18 protein-coding genes are annotated in these 17,499 nt (G+C 59.3%); 13 read left to right on the forward strand and 5 right to left on the reverse strand.

The features are described 5' to 3' along the window. Positions 1-157 precede the first annotated feature (157 nt). Together NOM06_RS15820 and NOM06_RS15825 are read left to right on the forward strand one after the other, a co-directional pair. Entirely contained in the window at positions 158-532 is a 375-nt protein-coding gene (locus tag NOM06_RS15820; RefSeq protein ID WP_031227767.1) for a YacL family protein, read from the forward strand. A gap of 53 nt (positions 533-585) precedes the next feature. After that, positions 586-882, forward strand: a complete 297-nt coding sequence (locus NOM06_RS15825) for a hypothetical protein (protein ID WP_005348860.1) — start codon at positions 586-588, stop codon at positions 880-882. A gap of 67 nt (positions 883-949) precedes the next feature. On the opposite strand, the gene NOM06_RS15830 is transcribed toward NOM06_RS15825, so the two are convergent. Next, positions 950-1,687, reverse strand: coding sequence for an ABC transporter substrate-binding protein (locus tag NOM06_RS15830; protein ID WP_128834935.1), 738 nt, complete (start codon positions 1,685-1,687; stop codon positions 950-952). A gap of 120 nt (positions 1,688-1,807) precedes the next feature. Here NOM06_RS15830 and NOM06_RS15835 point away from each other — a divergent pair, with 120 nt between their 5' ends. The 3 genes from NOM06_RS15835 to NOM06_RS15845 all read left to right on the forward strand — a co-directional run bounded on the left by NOM06_RS15835 (position 1,808) and on the right by NOM06_RS15845 (position 4,933). After that, complete coding sequence (locus tag NOM06_RS15835) at positions 1,808-2,638, forward strand: CPBP family intramembrane glutamic endopeptidase (RefSeq protein WP_255912275.1); 831 nt, start codon at positions 1,808-1,810, stop codon at positions 2,636-2,638. 196 nt (positions 2,639-2,834) lie between these two features. Then, on the forward strand, positions 2,835-4,151 hold the full coding sequence (locus NOM06_RS15840; RefSeq protein ID WP_255912276.1) for a sphingomyelin phosphodiesterase: 1,317 nt from the start codon (positions 2,835-2,837) through the stop codon (positions 4,149-4,151). Next, positions 4,148-4,933, forward strand: coding sequence for a hypothetical protein (locus NOM06_RS15845; protein ID WP_255912277.1), 786 nt, complete (start codon positions 4,148-4,150; stop codon positions 4,931-4,933). Before NOM06_RS15840 ends, NOM06_RS15845 begins: the two co-directional genes overlap by 4 nt. Positions 4,934-4,935: 2 nt before the next feature. Here the strand turns inward: NOM06_RS15845 and NOM06_RS15850 are convergent, their stop codons facing one another. Further along, the gene (locus NOM06_RS15850; RefSeq protein WP_255912278.1) at positions 4,936-6,156 is read right to left on the reverse strand and encodes a DEAD/DEAH box helicase; all 1,221 of its coding nucleotides are present in this window, start codon (positions 6,154-6,156) and stop codon (positions 4,936-4,938) included. A gap of 144 nt (positions 6,157-6,300) precedes the next feature. Between NOM06_RS15850 and NOM06_RS15855 the strand changes: the two genes are divergently transcribed. Then, entirely contained in the window at positions 6,301-7,128 is an 828-nt protein-coding gene (locus NOM06_RS15855; protein WP_255912279.1) for a transporter substrate-binding domain-containing protein, read from the forward strand. Positions 7,129-7,301: 173 nt separating this feature from the next. On the opposite strand, the gene NOM06_RS15860 is transcribed toward NOM06_RS15855, so the two are convergent. Continuing rightward, a complete protein-coding gene (locus NOM06_RS15860; RefSeq protein WP_150389731.1) occupies positions 7,302-7,781 on the reverse strand; it encodes a MarR family winged helix-turn-helix transcriptional regulator in 480 nt (159 codons plus the stop codon). A 163-nt stretch (positions 7,782-7,944) separates the two neighbouring features. Between NOM06_RS15860 and NOM06_RS15865 the strand changes: the two genes are divergently transcribed. Further along, positions 7,945-8,472 carry a hypothetical protein gene (locus tag NOM06_RS15865; RefSeq protein WP_255912294.1) on the forward strand — a complete coding sequence of 176 codons (528 nt, stop codon included), beginning with the start codon at positions 7,945-7,947 and terminating at the stop codon, positions 8,470-8,472. Between the two features lie 9 nt (positions 8,473-8,481). Continuing rightward, complete coding sequence (locus NOM06_RS15870) at positions 8,482-10,080, forward strand: BCCT family transporter (protein WP_129503260.1); 1,599 nt, start codon at positions 8,482-8,484, stop codon at positions 10,078-10,080. A 118-nt stretch (positions 10,081-10,198) separates the two neighbouring features. On the opposite strand, the gene NOM06_RS15875 is transcribed toward NOM06_RS15870, so the two are convergent. After that, positions 10,199-11,437 carry a multifunctional CCA addition/repair protein gene (locus NOM06_RS15875; RefSeq protein WP_255912280.1) on the reverse strand — a complete coding sequence of 413 codons (1,239 nt, stop codon included), beginning with the start codon at positions 11,435-11,437 and terminating at the stop codon, positions 10,199-10,201. Between the two features lie 237 nt (positions 11,438-11,674). Here NOM06_RS15875 and mutY point away from each other — a divergent pair, with 237 nt between their 5' ends. From mutY to mltC, 3 genes are all read left to right on the forward strand, one after another. Beyond that, entirely contained in the window at positions 11,675-12,727 is a 1,053-nt protein-coding gene (gene mutY / locus NOM06_RS15880) for an A/G-specific adenine glycosylase (RefSeq protein WP_255912282.1), read from the forward strand. Positions 12,728-12,735: 8 nt separating this feature from the next. Beyond that, a complete protein-coding gene (locus NOM06_RS15885) occupies positions 12,736-13,008 on the forward strand; it encodes an oxidative damage protection protein (RefSeq protein ID WP_005335828.1) in 273 nt (90 codons plus the stop codon). A 117-nt stretch (positions 13,009-13,125) separates the two neighbouring features. Next, a complete protein-coding gene (gene mltC / locus NOM06_RS15890) occupies positions 13,126-14,229 on the forward strand; it encodes a membrane-bound lytic murein transglycosylase MltC (protein ID WP_255912284.1) in 1,104 nt (367 codons plus the stop codon). An 85-nt stretch (positions 14,230-14,314) separates the two neighbouring features. Here the strand turns inward: mltC and NOM06_RS15895 are convergent, their stop codons facing one another. After that, entirely contained in the window at positions 14,315-14,701 is a 387-nt protein-coding gene (locus NOM06_RS15895; protein ID WP_005335826.1) for a YgiW/YdeI family stress tolerance OB fold protein, read from the reverse strand. 253 nt (positions 14,702-14,954) lie between these two features. Between NOM06_RS15895 and NOM06_RS15900 the strand changes: the two genes are divergently transcribed. Both NOM06_RS15900 and ompA read left to right on the forward strand, forming a co-directional pair. After that, entirely contained in the window at positions 14,955-15,992 is a 1,038-nt protein-coding gene (locus tag NOM06_RS15900; RefSeq protein ID WP_255912286.1) for an SGNH/GDSL hydrolase family protein, read from the forward strand. A gap of 266 nt (positions 15,993-16,258) precedes the next feature. Next, the gene (gene ompA / locus NOM06_RS15905; protein WP_255912288.1) at positions 16,259-17,293 is read left to right on the forward strand and encodes a porin OmpA; all 1,035 of its coding nucleotides are present in this window, start codon (positions 16,259-16,261) and stop codon (positions 17,291-17,293) included. The last annotated feature ends 206 nt before the right edge of the window (positions 17,294-17,499 follow it).

Raw genomic sequence — 17,499 nt, forward strand, 5'->3', positions numbered from 1 at the left:
GGCACATGGGCGCAAAGATGCCACATCATCAAGACAAGCGAGAGGGGGATCGCTAGAATAGGCCACTTTACCCGATGTGTGCCCCGCCATGGAGCAGGAATTGCATGCTTGCACCCGCCTGCCCGTGATGGCCCATCCCTCCGATCTGGACTGTGCTATGGATTATGAATTTCGCCGCGACCCGTTTGGTGGCTATCGCGCCCGGTTCTCCATGGGCCATGAAGCCATCGGTCAGTGGCTGATCGACGAGGTTGGCAAGGATGAGGAGAAGCTCGACGAGCTCTTCTCCATCATTGATCAGCTATCCAACCGCACCCGAGTCGAATACCGGCTCAACGGCGGTGACTACTCCCTGCTGCTGACCCATGAAGAGGCGGAGGTGAAAGCCAACGCCCTCAATATCGAGCTGGGTGAGGATCTTGACGATCTCGCCTACTACGATGATGAACAGCTGGCCATGTGCGGGCTGGAAGATTTTGCCCAGGTGCTCGGCTCCTGGCGCGCCTTTATCCGTAACGAGGATATGGGCTGATTGACCCAATGTCGGGCAAATGTGCCCTTTTGCCTAACTCAACAGGATTGACTATGTCTATTTACGATTTTGATGACGAACTGCCGGAAGACGAAGAACAGGAATCAACCAAGAAAGCGGCTGCACCTGCCAAGAAGAAAGGCAAGCAGGTGATGAACACTCAGGTCAACCTGAGCCCGCGCGATGCCAGCCGCCTGAACGGCATGCACGTTGAAGCAATCGCCACACTGGACGACGTCAGCCTGCCGAAGAACGTCATCTTCAAGGCTGGCCTGATCGCCCTGGGCGAACTGGAAGCCGGCAAGCGCGCCGATATCATCGCCCGCGTCATCGCCGAATCAGGCCGCTAATCGCCCCTGAAGGTATAAAGAAAGCCGGAGCCACTGCTCCGGCTTTTTGTTTTCCGGCCGTGCACTCTCAACGGCAATCGATCCCCTTTCCGGCTCGGGAGATCAGTTGGTCATAGCGACCATCGGCACGGGCGGCAGCCAGGGCATGATTGAAGCGCTCAAGCAGGCTGGCGGCCTCCGGGTACTGCCGTGAAATGATCAGGTAAAAGGTGTCGCTCTGACGAAAGTGGGGCAATGCCTGCAGATGGCAGGGGTCGCCAAACAGCTGACGGCTGGCATCCCGGGTCACCGTCTCGTTCATCGGCAGCAGATCGATCCGTTTGCGATCCAGCAGTTGCAGACACTGTGCCAGGGTCTTGGGGCGCTGCAGATCCAGCCCGAAACGCTTGATCACCCCGTCGGCATGGCTGGTGCTCCACCCCAGCGGAATGCAGACACGCAGCCCTTGCCAGCGGCCAGCCTGAATGGCCTCACTCCCCCGATAGGTAAACCAGGAGAGGCGATCTATATGAATGGGAGCGCTGTAGTGGAAGAGCTTGGCCCGCTCGGCAGTCCAGGCGTAGGGGAAGGTGGCCGCGACCAACCCATTGCGGGTCAACTGATAGCCGCGGGGCCAGGGCAGGTAGTCGACCTGGAGCTCTCGATACCCGGCCTCTTGCAGCAGGGTCGTCACCAGCCGGGTGCTCTCGCCACCTTCAGGTAGTGCCTTGCCGGTATAGGGGGTGAACTCACCGGTCACCAGCAGCAAGGGTGCGGCCTGCAGCCAGACACACCAACAACACAACAACCACAGACAGTGCTTCATCAGCTGCTCTCCCTTTACCCTGTTGATGAGTATAGAGAAGGGATCCGACCACCTCCTGCGCGGTTGTCCTGCTGACGCCCTCTTGTTAAGGTTGCCGCCTGCCTCGTTCAAGGAGATCCAATGTTACCCCTCCCCGACTCATTTATCTGGGGCGCGCTGGCACTGGCCGTGCTGCTTGCCCTCTTCCGCCAGCGTCTTCCCGCCTTTGCCCTGCTGGGACTCTCCCTGCTGCTGGCCCTGTGGCTTGACCGAATGACACTACCCGCCCTGCTGGTCTCGGTCGCAGGATTACTGCTGGCGTGGCGTGCGCCAACCCTCCCCGCCCGCTGGGCGATGGCGGCCAGAGTGGTGCTGATCCTCTGGGCGATTGCGCTGACCCTGCACCTGATCCCCGGCTTCAACAATCTCAAGGTGCTGGATCAGGCGCTGGCAGGCCCCGCCAGCGTGCCGTTCAACATGTATCTGAACCTCGACAAGCCGCTGCTGCTCTTTGGCTTGCTGCTGGCCTGCCCGATGCTGCTGGGCAAGGGGGGCGCAATCCGCTGGCGCCTTTTGGCCCTGTTGCTGCTGCCGCTAGGTGCCCTGCTGGTCATCGCCTGGCAGTTGGGGGCACTGAAACCGGAAGTGGGTCTGCCCCACTGGTGGTGGCTGTTTGCACTCAACAACCTGCTGTTCACCTGCGTGGCGGAAGAGGCGCTGTTTCGCGGCGCGATCCAGCAGGAGCTGACCGAGCGTTACCGCCCCTGGATTGGCATCGTCGTGGCCGCGCTACTGTTCGGAGCCATCCACCTGCCCGGTGGCCCGCTGCTGGCGCTGTTTGCGACCCTGGCAGGCTGCTGCTATGGCCTGGCATTCCAGCTCAGCGGCCGTCTCAGCGTAGCCATCGCAGTACACTTCGCCTTCAACTTCGCCCATCTGGCGCTCTTCACCTACCCGCTGGCCCACCGCTAACTTCTGAAGGCGCCTGACACGGGCGCCTTCCCTCGCCCCCCTCTCTCTTTAAGCGTGCTGCCTCGCTCGCTTTACACCTCCACAAAGCTCCAAACAAAACCAATTCATTTACTTGTAACGAAAATGTAAACAAACTGACCTCTGCATTCGCCATAACAGTCACTTTCCATTGCCCTGCAACCAAAAGGATCCTGTGATGCAGAAAACCCTCAGTTATGCCGCCCTGCTGCTGGTCAGCCAGTTCCCGCAACTGGCACTGGCCGATACCGATGTCTATCTCACCAACAACAGCCCTGAACCGCTCCAGATCGACATCCGCCAAAGCGGTTCCGGCGAGCTGCAACCCGGCAGTCAGTGGCTTCAGCACCGCACCGAGCTGGGCCCATGGGAGAGTGCCATGGTGCTCAGCTTCAATCGCTATGAGGGGGTCAAGGCGGGCAAGAGCTATCTGTTCGAAACCCGCGTGACTACAGCGAGTGGCGACGTCTATCGCCTCAACCAGCTCATGGAGGGAACCTGGTGGAACACCACCTTGCAGCACGGTGGCGAGACGCCGACCAGCGCATCCGGCTGGCAAAACGACAGGGAGATCCATCGCGTGGCGGGGCCACAAGAGCTGGCCTTTGCCGCCAAGTTCACCGGCCGCTACGACGATCTGCACTACATGATCACGCCCCCCCAAAAACGGGAGCAGCCGGAACCGGCAGAAAACAGGCTCAAGGTGGCCAGCTACAACGTCTGGGCGCTGCCGGTGATCGCCTCCAGCATCGGCGAGCGATTGACCTTGCTGCCTGATTATCTCAAGGGTTATGACGCCCTGCTGCTGCAAGAGGTATTCGATGGCCGCCGCGAGGGCTTTTTGCAGGCGCTGGCGAAAGAGTATCCCTACCAGACCAAAGTGCTCGACAAGCCCGGGGTCAACGTTCATGACGGCGGCGTGGTGATCGTCAGCCGCTATCCGATAGTGCGGGAGGCACAGCTGGTCTATCCCCAATGCACCGGCACCGACTGCTTCGCCGACAAGGGAGTGATGTACGCCGAGGTGATCAAGGGGGGCAAGGCGTGGCACCTGTTCGCCACCCACACCGCCAGCTTTGACACCGACGAGGCCCGCAAGCTGCGCCAGATCCAGTTCGGTCAGATCCGCTCTCTGGCTGCCAGCCTCAAGATCCCCGCCAGCGACACCGTCATCTACGGCGGTGACTTCAACGTCAACAAACGCAAGTTTGCCGATGACTACGCCAATATGCTGGCCAATCTGAACGCCCATGAACCCGCCTATGGCGGCTACACCGCAGCCACCTTCGATCCCAGGATCAACCCCTATGCTGGTGGCCCACTCTCCGGTGGCGCCAACGTCGAGTATCTGGACTATCTGGTGGTGAGTCGGGAGTACGGCAACGCCAGCCACAACCTCAACACGGTCTGGATCCCGCGCAGCAGCGATGGCAGCCTCTGGCCCGCCAGCAACCTCTCAGACCACTTCCCGGTCAAGGGAGAGATCAGCCGATGACTCGCCGTTACGGGATACTGGCGCTGGCTATCCTGACCCTTTTGCTGGTGAATCTGGGCTGGCAGGAAGAGTCGTCTTCGATATCGCCAGAACAGTCGGCGACGCCCTCTCTGGCCGATGTGCAGTTGCCAGCAGAACCGGGGAGCCCGCCTCCCCGAATGTCAAACGCTGAGGGGATGGATGGCAAAAGCAAAGAAGTGCCCAGCAGCTGGCAGGCGATGCCGGATGAACTGATCAACCAGCTTGCCAGCGAGATCAGCGACAGCGAGTTGCCGCTGGCGCAGCGTGTGAGCAATCTGGAAGCAACAGAGGCCGGGGGGCTGAGCGAGGGTGAGAGCCTGATCCGGCTACAGGGGCGCTATGCCCTGGCGCTGGATCAGTTGGCGCAAGAGAGCGAGCAGTTGCCGCTGGCCGAGCGGCTGGACGCCCTCAGCCGCTTGCAGGACCGGTGGGCAGCGGATCATCCGGATCTGGCGGTGGATCTGTTCAACCCGGATGCCCGCCTGCAGCAAGCTCGTCAGCTGTGGGGAGATGAGGAACTGGCCACCCTGGCCCGCCACTTCCTCCCCGCAGAGCAAGCCGAAGCCACGCTGGCGTTTGCCGGAGCGCGCCAGCAGCAGCTCGATCAACGCAGCCGCTACCAGCGAGAGCTGGCCGAGCTGGAGCAGCAACTGGCGATCAGCCAACAGCAGATGGCTCCTGCGCTGTGGCAACAGCACAAGGAGGAGGTATTGAGCCAGTGGCGTCGTGACTTCTTCGCGCGGGAGCAAGGCAAACCCTGAGGTCAGCGCTTGCCCTTGAACTGCTTGACGCTGCGCTTGGCCTGAGTACGGCGATTGGCCTGCTTGTCACGAGGGGGGCGCTTGCCCCCCCCGCTGGCAGGCTGGTCGGTGACCGGGAATCCCGCCAGATCGCCCAACGGCAGCTCGCTGCCGGTCAGGGTGCGAATGGCTTGCAGCATGTCACTCTCGCCATGACAAACCAGCGAGATGGCCAGCCCCTCGCGGCTAGCCCGGGCGGTACGACCTATGCGGTGTACATAGACAGGGGCGCTGGCGGGCAAGTCCAGATTGATCACCACCGGCAGCGCCTCCACATGGATGCCGCGCGCCATCAGGTCAGTGGCCACCAGCACCCGAATTTTGCCCTCTTTGAAATCGCCGAGCGCCTGCTCGCGCACCGCCTGCTCCTTCTCGCCATGAAGGGCGGCCACCGCAATGCCCGCCTTGGCCAGCTTTCTGGCCACCCCGTCGGCATCATCCCGCGCACTGATAAAGACCAGCACCTGCGGCCATGCCTGCTCCTTGAGCAGGCTGATGAGCGCCGGGACCTTGCTGCTCTTGTTGACCAGATAGAGTCGCTCTTCGATTTCGTTCACCACGCTGTTAAGGGGGTTTGCCTCGATACGGTTAGGCTCGCGCAGCAGGCCGTTGGCCAGCGTCTCCAGCTCGGCAGGCAAGGTGGCGGAGAAGAGCAGGGTTTGGCGATCCGCCGGAATAAAGCCGAGCAGTGCCTTGATGTCGGGAGCAAAGCCCATCTCCAGCAGGCGATCCGCTTCATCCAGCACCAGCAGTTGCAAACCATCCAGCCCCAACAGTTGCTGGGTCAGCAGATCCCGCAACCGCCCCGGCGTCGCCACCAGCAGCTGTGGCTCCAGCGCCAGTTCGGCCTGTTGCCGCTCCTGCGCAACGCCCCCACACAGCGTCATGATACGCAGCCCCAGCGCCTCGGCGCCCTCTTTAAGCGCAATAGTGACCTGAATCGCCAGCTCGCGGGTCGGCACCAGCACCAGACCCTGCACCTGGCTGGAGGCAGGATCCAGCCGTTGCAGCAGCGGCAAGCCAAACGCCAGAGTCTTGCCGCTGCCGGTCTGGGCCAGCGCCAGCAGATCCTGCCCCGCCAGCGCCGCCGGAATGGCAAGCTGCTGGATGCGGGTCGGCGTCTGCAAGGTGGCGGGCAAAGAGGCAAGCAGAGCGGGATGGAGGGCAAGTTCGCTAAAGGTCATGGCGCTACGTCAACAAAGAAGTGGGAGGCGAAGTCTAGTGAGCGGGGGCCGAGAAGTAAAACCCTATCCATGATGGCCTAGCCGAGGGGCGCTGGCGACGGGCTGACTACACTTTAGCTGACCCATCACCAAGAGAGACACGCCATGACCAGACACATCCCCCTTCTGCTGCTCGTGGTCACCCTGCTCGGCAGCGCGACTCTCGGCCTGTCGCAGACTCCGGAAAACGACGCCACCCCCGAGCCGCCGAAACAGGTGCGCATCCTCAATGCCCACCTTGGCGAGCTGCCAGGGCTGATCAATGCCGACAAGACAGGCCCCTTTGTCGATCTGGTACACGCCATCGATGATCTCTACCCCGATGTGACCATCAAGATCACCATCTACCCCATCGCCCGTGCCATGGCTGGGGTGATCTCCGGCAAGGCTGACCTGGGGCTGCCCGCCATCCGCAACCTCAAGGATATCGATATGCTGGCTTATCGCTTCAGCACCCGCAGTTTTGGCAAGGTTGCCCATGTGATTTACAGCAATACCAGTTATCCAGTCACCACGGATATGGCCTACGGCATAGTGCCCACCAAACGGGATCTGCTGATCGAGGCCGTTCCCGACTATATGCCCTTCCCGGTGCAGCGCTCGATGAGTATCGAGCAGTCACTGCGCAAGCTCTCACGCGGCCGTATCGACGCCTTTGTCTGGGCGCAAGAGGAGGCCGACCTGATGCTCAAGCAGCTGGGGCTGACCAATATCAGGCGAGAATTTTTCGGTGATTTCGAGGATGTCTTCATCATCCAGAAAGGGGCTGCTGGTGATGAGATGGACGAATTTCTCCGCCAAGCCATCGATCAGCTGGCCGCCACCGGCAAATTGACCGAGATCTACGAGAAGATCCACCGCCCCTATGTGGAGTGGCAACCCTCTCCAACCGCCAAGGCTGAACCGGCAACCACCCCGCCCGCTACGCCCTGAACAGAAAGCCCGCCATGACAGCATGCCCCGACCATATGTGCCACATACTGTTAGGCCAATTAGACCCGTCTGATAGAGACTACTCAGTTAGCCAGAGCGAACTGGCTATAGCAATTGGTTACACCACAACTAGTGTCCACTTTCCGGTACATCCCGGTTATTTAGCGTGGGGGCTATGCCTGCTCTTCGGTGAGGGGTCTGACGCTCAGCACTGGGGCGGCGTCGATTTCGTCTGCATTCATCATGGAGGAGATGCGTTGCAGGGAAGAGAGCAGCAGCGTCTGCTCCCACGCTTCCAGTGCCTGAAAACGTTGGATGAAGCGCTCTTGCAGCGGGGTCGGGGCCTGAGCCAGCAGGGCGCGGCCTTCGTCAGTCAGTGTCGCGTGAACCTTGCGCTTGTCGGTATTGCTGCGAACGCGCTGCACCAGTTGGCGGCTCTCCAATCGGTCCATGATGGTGGTGGCGGTGGCCTGGCTCATGTTGGTGTGATCGGCCAGCTGACGCATGGAGATCTGTCCCAGCTCGTCGATCCCTTTGAGCAGCAAGAGTTGCGGGGAAGTGAGCCCGGCTTCTTTGATCAAGCGCCTGGAGTGCATGTCTATGGCACGAATAATCTGGCGCAGGGCGACCAGCACTTCATCATGTTTTTCCATGGGGTGTGCGTCATTGGAGGGCAATGGAGAGGCGCAAAATTTTCCGCCTAATTCGTCACAAGGTCAATATGGTTTTTGTTGTAATAATTTCTGCTCTAATTAATTTTGTGTTAGGTTGACGGACATTTCACGGAATTCACCCTGACATTTGAGGAGCGAAATGATGAATGACGAGCTGGATATCAAGTCTCTGGTGGCCGAGTTACGTGTGCTCAGAGTGCGCTATGAACTGCCGGATACCTCGGCTTTTGTGCGCTATCAGCCTGCCTATGATGAAGACCCCAACAACCTCAAGGTACACCACTATGATGGTGAGTTACCCCTCTCTTGCAGTGAGACAGGTACTTTCAACCTAAAGGAGTTGGTGAACGAATTGCGCTACGCCTATGTGCTGGTGCACCTCTTTCCTGACGAAAGTGCCATGAACTTCTATCTGACCGGCCTCGATACCGGCCTGGCCCAGCTGGAATTCATCGGTGGCTCTTACGACTTCAACCGCCTCTGGATCACCAGCGGTATCTCCAATCTGGGCGTCCCCATGGCGATCTTCCTTGGCAAGCGTCACGCCGTGAACGGCCAGCCCTCGGTTTCGCTGGTGGATCACCGCGAACAGGCGGCTGGCAAACTGGTCTATCGTGCCATCGGCGGCGCCGGTGATCATGTGGGCGAAGACTTTTTCAACAACGACTAAGGAGGCTGGATGCGAGCAAGCAAAGGGCTATTGAAAGGCCTCAACCCGACTATGGCCATGACGGCCCTCACCGTGATCACCCTGTTTTTGCTGTTTGGCGTATTTGTTCCCGATACCGCGGCCGCCTGGTTTGTCGGTGCCAAGGATCAGATTATTGCCGGGTTCAAGTGGTACTACATTCTGGTGGTCGCCCTGTTCCTGTTCTTCGCTGTCTACCTGATGTTCAGCCGTTTTGGCAGCATCCGGCTGGGTGACGACGACCAGGTACCGGAGTTCGGCTACTTCGCCTGGTTCTCCATGCTCTTTAGCGCAGGCATGGGTATCGGTCTGGTGTTCTGGAGCATCGCCGAGCCGATGAACCATCTGCAGGGCAATCCGTTCATTACCGAAGGGATGACCCCGGAAGCGGCCCAGATCGCCATGCGCCTCACCTTTTTCCATTGGGGTCTGCACCCCTGGGCCATCTATGTGATCGTTGGCCTGTCGCTGGCCTTTTTCAGTTATCGTCGCAAGTTGCCGCTGGCGATCCGCTCTGTGCTTTACCCCATCCTTGGCGAGCGGATCTACGGTTTTTGGGGCCATGCGGCCGATGTGCTGGCCGTGTTCGGTACCGTGTTCGGGGTGGCGACCTCCCTTGGCCTGGGGGTCTCCCAGATGAATACCGGCCTCAACCAGATGTTCGGCATGGACGTATCGCAAGCGAACCAGCTCTGGCTGATTGGTGGCATCAGTCTGATCGCCACTCTGTCGGCGGTCTCCGGGGTCGGGCGCGGAGTGAAGATCCTCTCCGAGCTCAATATCTGGCTGAGTGTCTTCGTGCTCGCGCTCTTTCTGGTGCTGGGGCCGACCACCTATATCCTCAACGCCTATGTGCAGAACATCGGTGATTACCTGCAGAACATCGTCAAACTGAGCTTCTGGACCAACACCGAGGCCAACGGCACCTCGGCCTGGCAGTCGAGCTGGACGGCGTTTTACTGGGGCTGGTGGATTGCCTGGGCGCCGTTTGTCGGCATGTTTATCGCCCGCATTTCCAAGGGGCGTACTATCCGCGAGTTTGTGCTCGGTGTGCTGCTGGTACCCTCGCTGCTCGGCATGTTCTGGCTCACCGTGTTTGGCGGTACGGCGATGAATCTGGAGCTGTTTGGTGGCGGCGGCGTGGTCGCGGCGGTCAATCAGGATGTGACGCTGGCGCTCTACAAGACGGTCGAGCTGCTGCACTGGGATACCTTCGGCTGGATCGCCAAGGCCGTGTTGACCCTGCTCATCTGCACCTACTTCATCACCTCCAGTGACTCGGGCACGCTGGTCATCACCACTCTGCTCTCCATCGGTGATCAGGAGCCGCCGGTACTGCACCGCGCCGTATGGGGTCTGGGGCAGGGGCTGGTTGCCGCTATCCTGCTGGTTTCCGGCGGCCTGGCGGCCTTGCAGGCGGCCAGCATCATAGCGGCGCTGCCCTTCTCGGTGATCATGCTGGCGATGTGCTATTCGCTGATGCTGGGGCTCAAGCAGGAGAGCCAGCGCCAGTTTGAGTACCGCCAGAATCTCAAGCGCCACGATGGCTCATCCCATATGAGCCTGATGGAGCGAATTGGTCCGGCATAACGGCACCAGCAGAGGTTAGCGCCCCTTCACATATAAACCTGGATGCAAAACGGCCGCCCTGGCGATGCTCTCCTTGCGGAGTTCATCATCAGGGCGGCCGTATGTTATGGGGCCGAGGTTACTCTTCGATAAAGGTCCACTCATCCTTGATGCGGCTAATGGCATCAGTGCGCTTTTTGGCGAGCTGCTCCTTGATCTCTTCTCCCTTGTAACCGGCCGCCACTATCTCTTTCACCGGCACCGCCTGGGCGGCAGCCAGCGCTTCTGCCACATAGTCCGGCTCGGCGTAGACCCGCTCCTCGAAACCGGTACGGCCGTGGAAATCGGCGCGGCAGGCATCCAGCAGCTGGGCAAAGCGCTCGGGGCGACGCCAGGCATCAGCCTTGTCGAACACTTTGAGCAGGGTGGCGGGCTTGAGCTCAAAGGCGATATGGATGTGGGTGTGCAGATCGCTCACCAGCAGCGCCAGATCCCGGCACTCGTTGGGTACCCGGAACCGCTCGCACAGAGCGCGAATAAGCGGCAGCCCCTTCTGGCCGTGGCCGTGATGGCTTGGCCAGAACTCCTTGGGGGTGATCCCCTTGCCAAGGTCGTGGCAGAGGGCGGCAAAGCGGACGGTCAATTCCGGGGAGATCCGGCACGCCTGCTCCAACACCATCAGGGTGTGGATGCCGGTGTCGATCTCCGGGTGCCACTTGGCCGGGGCGGGGACGCCAAACAGCGCATCAATTTCGGGGAAGAGCGCCTTGAGGGCGCCGCACTGGCGCAGCACTTCGATAAAGATCTGCGGGGTCGGCCCCAGCAGCACTTTTTCCAGCTCCTTCCAGACCCGCTCCGGAGTGAGGTGGGCCAGCTCGCCGGCGGCAGTCATCTCGCTCATCAGGGTGAGGGTTTCCGGTGCTATGGTAAAGCCCTGAGCGTGGAAGCGGGCGGCGAAGCGGGCAACCCGCAGGATGCGCAACGGGTCTTCGGCAAAGGCGGGAGATACGTGGCGCAGCAGCTGCTTTTCCAAATCGTCAATGCCACCGTAGGGATCATGGAGCTGGCCCTGATCATCTTCGGCGATGGCGTTGATGGTGAGATCCCGGCGCAGCAGATCCTGTTCCAGCGTCACATCGGGGGCGGCGTGGCAGACAAAGCCGGTGTAACCCTGACCCTGTTTGCGTTCGGTACGGGCGAGGGCATACTCCTGCTGGGTTTTGGGGTGGAGGAAAACAGGAAAGTCGCGACCGACCTGGGTAAACCCCAGTGCCAGCATCTGCTCCACGGTGGCGCCGACCACCAGATGATCCCTGTCGCCTTGCGGCAATCCCAGCAGGCGATCCCTCACTGCGCCCCCAACCAGATAAGTCTGCAAACCGTCTCTCCCGTCATCAATCGTGGGGCCGAGTATATCGTCTTTGTTACCGTTTTGCTGCCTGACCACCACCTGCCCGCAGCGTCAGTCAGCGCGGCTTTGACTTGGGCGTGACGAGGCCTTACGCTGCCGCACCAGACAGCTGGCGCTGTGCTGCGGGATGACTTTATGCCCACGCAGGCCAGATGAGCCGAAGGAACCGCAGAGTTCCCCTTATATCAACGACATGAGAACAACGTGAATCAATCAACCTTCGCAAGCCGGGTTCTGGAGTGGTATGAGCTGCATGGCCGCAAAACCCTGCCCTGGCAGCAGGAGAAGACCCCTTACCGGGTCTGGGTCTCGGAGATCATGCTGCAGCAGACCCAGGTCGCCACAGTCATCCCCTACTACCAGCGTTTTATGGCGCGCTTCCCCGATGTGGTGGCACTGGCTGATGCCCCCGTCGACGAGGTGCTACACCACTGGACCGGGCTTGGCTACTACGCCCGGGCCCGCAACCTGCACAAGGCGGCTCAGCAGATCCGCGATCATTACCACGGCCTCTTTCCCGAGCGCTTTGACGAGGTGATGGCGTTGCCGGGCATTGGCCGCTCAACCGCCGGGGCCGTGCTGTCGCTCTCTCTGGGTCAGCCCCACGCCATCCTTGATGGCAACGTGAAGCGGGTACTCACCCGCTGGCTGGCGCTGCCGGGCTGGCCCGGTCAAAAACAGGTGGAGAACGAGCTGTGGGAGATCGCCATCCGGCTCACTCCCAAGCTGGGTGTGGCGCAATACAATCAGGCAATGATGGATATCGGGGCCACTATCTGCACCCGCAGCAAGCCTGCCTGTGATCGCTGTCCGGTGCGGGCCGATTGCCAGGGGCTGTCGCAAGGCAACCCCACTGCCTACCCCAACAGCAAGCCGAGGAAGAGCATTCCGGCCCGGGATGGCGTCATGTTGTTGATCCGCCATGGTGACGAGTTATTGCTGGAGAAGCGGCCGCCGCAGGGGATCTGGGGTGGGCTCTACTGCTTCCCGCAGGTGGCCTCGCTGGCGGAGGTGGATGGTCTGCTGGCGTCCCTCGGCCTGAGCCATCACGGTTATCGTGAACTGGCCGGTTTTCGCCATACCTTCAGCCACTTCCATCTCGATATTCAGCCGCTGCTGATTGACATTGATGAGGCGCAGCCGCTGCGGCTCATGGAAGCAGATAACCGACTCTGGTATAACTTACGCCATCCTGCCGAGGTGGGGCTGGCGGCCGCCACGGCCCGTCTGCTCGCCTATCCAGAGTTACAACCATAGAGGTCAACATGAGCCGTACTGTATTTTGCCAACGCCTGAAAAAAGAGGGCCCGGGTCTGGATTTCCAACTCTATCCCGGTGAGCTCGGCAAGCGGATTTTTGACAACATCAGCAAGGAAGCCTGGGCCGAGTGGCAGAAGAAGCAGGTGATGCTGATCAACGAGAAAAAGCTCAACATGATGAATCTTGAGCATCGCCAACTGCTGGAAAAAGAGATGGTCAGCTACCTGTTTGATGCAGGTGAAGTGCAGATCGAAGGTTACACCCCGCCTGCCCAGTAAGCTCTCCGGCTGTTGTACGTGTGAACAGGTGCGGGAATGGCGCCACACTGGCGTGACCGCTCCTGAAGTCGCAGCAAATGAATGATGGGCAGCTCTGCTGCCCGGTTTGAGGATCCTATGGGCCGAATTTTTTGGCTGCTGTGCACCCTGCTGTTTCTCTCTGCCTGCTCATCCTCCCCCAAGCCCAGCGGGAGTGAGGATGACGATCTGGTCAACGGCAAGGACATCCGCGGTTTTGAACACATGATCAGCGCGCTCTCCCATAACGTGAACGAGATATGGGGGCGGGAGGCGCTGTTTGCGGGCAAGTTTGACTACGTAAAATACACGGATGAGTACAAGAGCCGGGCCCACATCGACTTCTCCAGCGGCCACATCATGGTGGAGACGGTATCTGGCATCGATCCCCGCGCTCACCTGCGTCGCGCCATCATCGAGACCCTGCTGACCCCGGACGATCCGGCCGAAGTGGATCTTTACTCCGACCGGGAAATTCTGACCGGCGGCGAGCCCTTCCTCTACGGTCAGGTGCTGGACAATCAGCGCCAGCCAATCCGCGCCTCCTGGCGCGCCGAGCGTTATGCCGATTACCTGCTCAACACGGCGATGAAGAAGCGCACTCTGGGTATTCGCACCATCTTCTTCGTCGATATACCCATGGTGGCCAACCATGAAGATCGACGGGGCTACAAGTATGCGGGGATCATCCGGGAAGCGTCGCGCAAATACGGCGTGCCGGAGAGCCTGATCTATGCGGTGATCAAGACCGAGAGCAGCTTCAACCCCTATGCGGTGAGTCATGCCAACGCTTATGGCCTGATGCAGGTGATCCCGGCTACCGCCGGTCGTGACGTCTATGTGCGGGTCAAGGGCAAGAACGGCCAGCCGACCCGGGAGGAGCTGTTCAACCCGGCCTACAACATCGATGTCGGTACCGCCTATCTGCACCTGTTGCAGACCGTCTATCTGGCGGATATTCAGGATCCGCGCTCCCGTCGTTATGCGGTGATCTCCGCCTATAACGGTGGCGCTGGCGGGGTACTCAATACCTTCTCCAGCGATCGCAAGGCGGCGCCGAGCCGGATCAACCGGCTCTCCCCCGAGGCGGTCTATCAGGTGTTGACCGAGCAACATCCCAAAGAGGAGGCGCGCCGTTACCTCTACAAGGTCAATCAGGCCGAGAAGGGGTTCAAGAGAGCCTTTGCCAGTCGGGCCGGTTAAGTGGTTACGCTGGGTTAACCATGCAAAAGGGCGCTTGATATCAAGCGCCCTTTTAACGTCTGGCCAGTTCGTCGTTGAAGTGGCCTTATTTGGCGATAAAGCCGCCCTTGGTCTGCGGGGCCGCGCCCACTTTCTCCAGGGTTTTGACTTCCACTTCGGTCTTGTTCCAGCTGTGGTCCACTTCACCACGGATGCGGATCTGATCATCCGGGCCCACTTCGGTGCCACGCCACACATCCTGATCCACTTCGACCTCCACTTCACCGCTGGCATCGCGGAACAGATAGTTCTCGCCGCCCAGGTGCTTGACCAGTTTCCCTTCTAGGGTGGCCCAGCTGTCATCGGCCAGATCTTTCAGTTGAGCAACGGAAACCTTGTTCTGCTCTTGCGGGCCGGTATAGGCCGCCATGGCAAAAGAGGAGACAGACATCAGGGTCAACAGTCCGATTACGCTTGCGCTTGCCTTGTTCATTTCATACTCCTGTCGTTGGTATGGGGGCATTGTGCTGTGCAGGGCGTGAAACAAGCGTGAAAGAGAAACCCACTGTGATTGGCTGTTTTGTGAGCGCAAGCGATTTCATCGGTGGCGGAACATGTGTGATTTCATCTGGAACTGTAATCTGTCACCTTCACCAGAAGTCAGTGGCAGCAGACTCTTCCCATGCCTGTCGCCACACGAGGAGAAGTCCGCAGGTCTCACCTGCTTAATCGAAGAGCACAACAATATGAAAAAATGGCTTGTTTGTTTATTGGGGTTAATGGCATTGACCGCGCAAGCGGCAGAGGGACGCCAACCTTTTTCCCGGGTCGTGATGTTTGGTGACAGCCTCTCCGACACCGGCAAGATGTACAAAAAGATGCGGGGGTATCTCCCCTCCAGTCCACCTTACTTCAACGGACGCTTCAGCAACGGCCCGGTGTGGCTGGAGCAGTTGGGTGACGAGCGTTTTCCCGGTCTGGTCGTGGCCAACGAGGCGGAAGGCGGTGCAACTGCGGTGGCCTATAACCATCTGGGCGCCCTGAACGGCTGGCTCGGTTTCTGGTCCTGGGATCCCAAATATCAGGTGATCAACAACCTCGATTACGAGATCGATCAGTTCCTGAAAAAGGACAAGTTCCGCCCCGATGATCTGGTGGTGATCTGGGTCGGTGCCAATGACTATCTGGCCTATGGCTGGAACACCGAGCGGGATGCGGATCGGGTGATCGATACCATCCGGCTGGCATCCAACCGGTTGGTGCTCAACGGCGCGCAGCAGATCCTGCTGTTCAACATTCCTGATCTGGGGCAGACCCCGTCAGCCCGCAGCATGAAGGTGGTGGAGAAGGTGCGCCATGTGGCCAGTTACCACAACCAGAAGTTGCAGAACCTCACTCGCGAGCTGGCTCCCCTCGGCATCGTGAAGCTGTTCGAAGTGGACAAGCAGTTTGACGAGATGATGCGCGATCCCCAGCAGTTCGGGCTGAGTGACACAGAACACGCCTGCTACGGTGGCGGCTATACGTGGAAGCCGTTCTCCGGCAGCGCCGCCGAGGTGGCTGCGACCCCGGCTTTAAGTTTCTCCGAAAGAGTGGCTATTGCCGGTAACCCGATCCTGGCGCAGGCGGTGGTGAGCGGGCAGGCAAAAGGGCGAGCAGCGACTCTCAACTGCGATGAGCATATGTTCTGGGATCAGGTCCATCCGACCAGGACGGTGCACAAGGTACTGAGCCAGCGTGTTGCTGACTTTATCTATCAGCACTACGAGTTTGTTCGTCACTGATATCGCTTCTGGCCAGCATGTTGCTGGCCTTTTTTCCCCTTTCAGCCCTCATCTGTGCGTCTTTTTGCGTCACATCCAGTTCAAATAACAAACGTTTGTTGCTGTTTTTGTAACGTGGTTGCGTTAGAGTGTTTTTTGTTAATTGATATCAGTGACTTGAAAATAGGCTAACGTTGATATGCTGCGATCGCTTTTGGGTGGTTGCACCTATAAGACGAGGTGATATCAATCAACCTCCTCCTACATAAAGTTGCAGAGGCTCAAACATGAAAAAATCATTGATTACCTTTCTGGTTACCGGCTTGCTGGCGGCCAATGCCCAGGCTGCCGGTCAAGACAACACCTGGTATGGCGGTGCCAAACTGGGTTGGTCCAACTTCTATGGCATTGATGAAAGCAACAGCTTTACCCTCGGCAATGAGACCAATGATGCTCTTGGGGCTGGTGTATTTTTTGGCTATCAGCTTAACAAGAACTTGGGCATCGAATATGGCTACGATTATCTGGGTAAGTACAAATATGATGCCCGCTCAGCCACGGGCGCAGCGTTTCAAGATGAAGTTCAGGCCCAACTTATTCATTTATCATTGAAGCTGGGCTTCCCTGTAACTGATAGCCTCGACCTGTACGGACGTATCGGCGGCGGTTATGCGGCCGCCAACAGTGATCTGAAAGGCGGTGATGGCCGGTTCAACTTTGTCAGCGCGCTGGGTGCCGAGTATGCGTTCAATCTCGACTGGGCCGCTCGCCTGGAGTATCAGTACACCACCCCGTATGGCAGCCGTGATGATACCGGTCTGCGAATGGATAACGGCCTGCTCTCGCTGGCAGCGGTTTATCGCTTTGGTCAGGTTGCCCCTGTGGCGCCCGCCCCGGCTCCGGAACCTGCTCCTGCACCTGTGATGGTTGAGAAGCAGTTCACCCTGAGCTCCGATGTGCTGTTTGACTTCAACAAGGCGACTCTCAAGCCAGAGGCCAGTCAGGCACTGGATAGCCTCTATAGCCAGATTGAAGAGGCACGACCTAAAGATGGTGTGGCAACCGTAATTGGTCACACCGACCGTATCGGTTCCGATGCCTACAACCAGAAACTCTCCGAGCAGCGTGCCCAGACCGTTGCCAACTATCTGGTTGGTAAAGGGATCCCGGCCGCCAAGATCAATGTGGAAGGGCGTGGTAAATCCTCACCGGTTACCGGCGACAGCTGCGTCAGCAAGTCCAAGCGTGAGCTGATCGTCTGCCTGGCTCCGGATCGCCGTGTTGATGTGAAAGTCGAAGGTGTCAGCGAGGTGCAGGAGTAATCCTTCACACTGAGCAGGTTTCCAATGGGGCTGGAATGAACAGCTCCTGTCGGAGCAAGAGAGACCAAAAAGCCAGTCAGTTGATCTGACTGGCTTTTTACATTGGCATTGCGGTCGGGCAGGGGACTAAGAGCCGCTAACAAAACCGAGTTGATTCGAATGATGCCAACCCCAACATAGGCAGCATGACACGAAAAATCATCAGT

Source organism: Aeromonas sp. JL9, from assembly GCF_024436075.1.
Taxonomy (GTDB): Bacteria; Pseudomonadota; Gammaproteobacteria; order Enterobacterales; family Aeromonadaceae; genus Aeromonas; species Aeromonas veronii.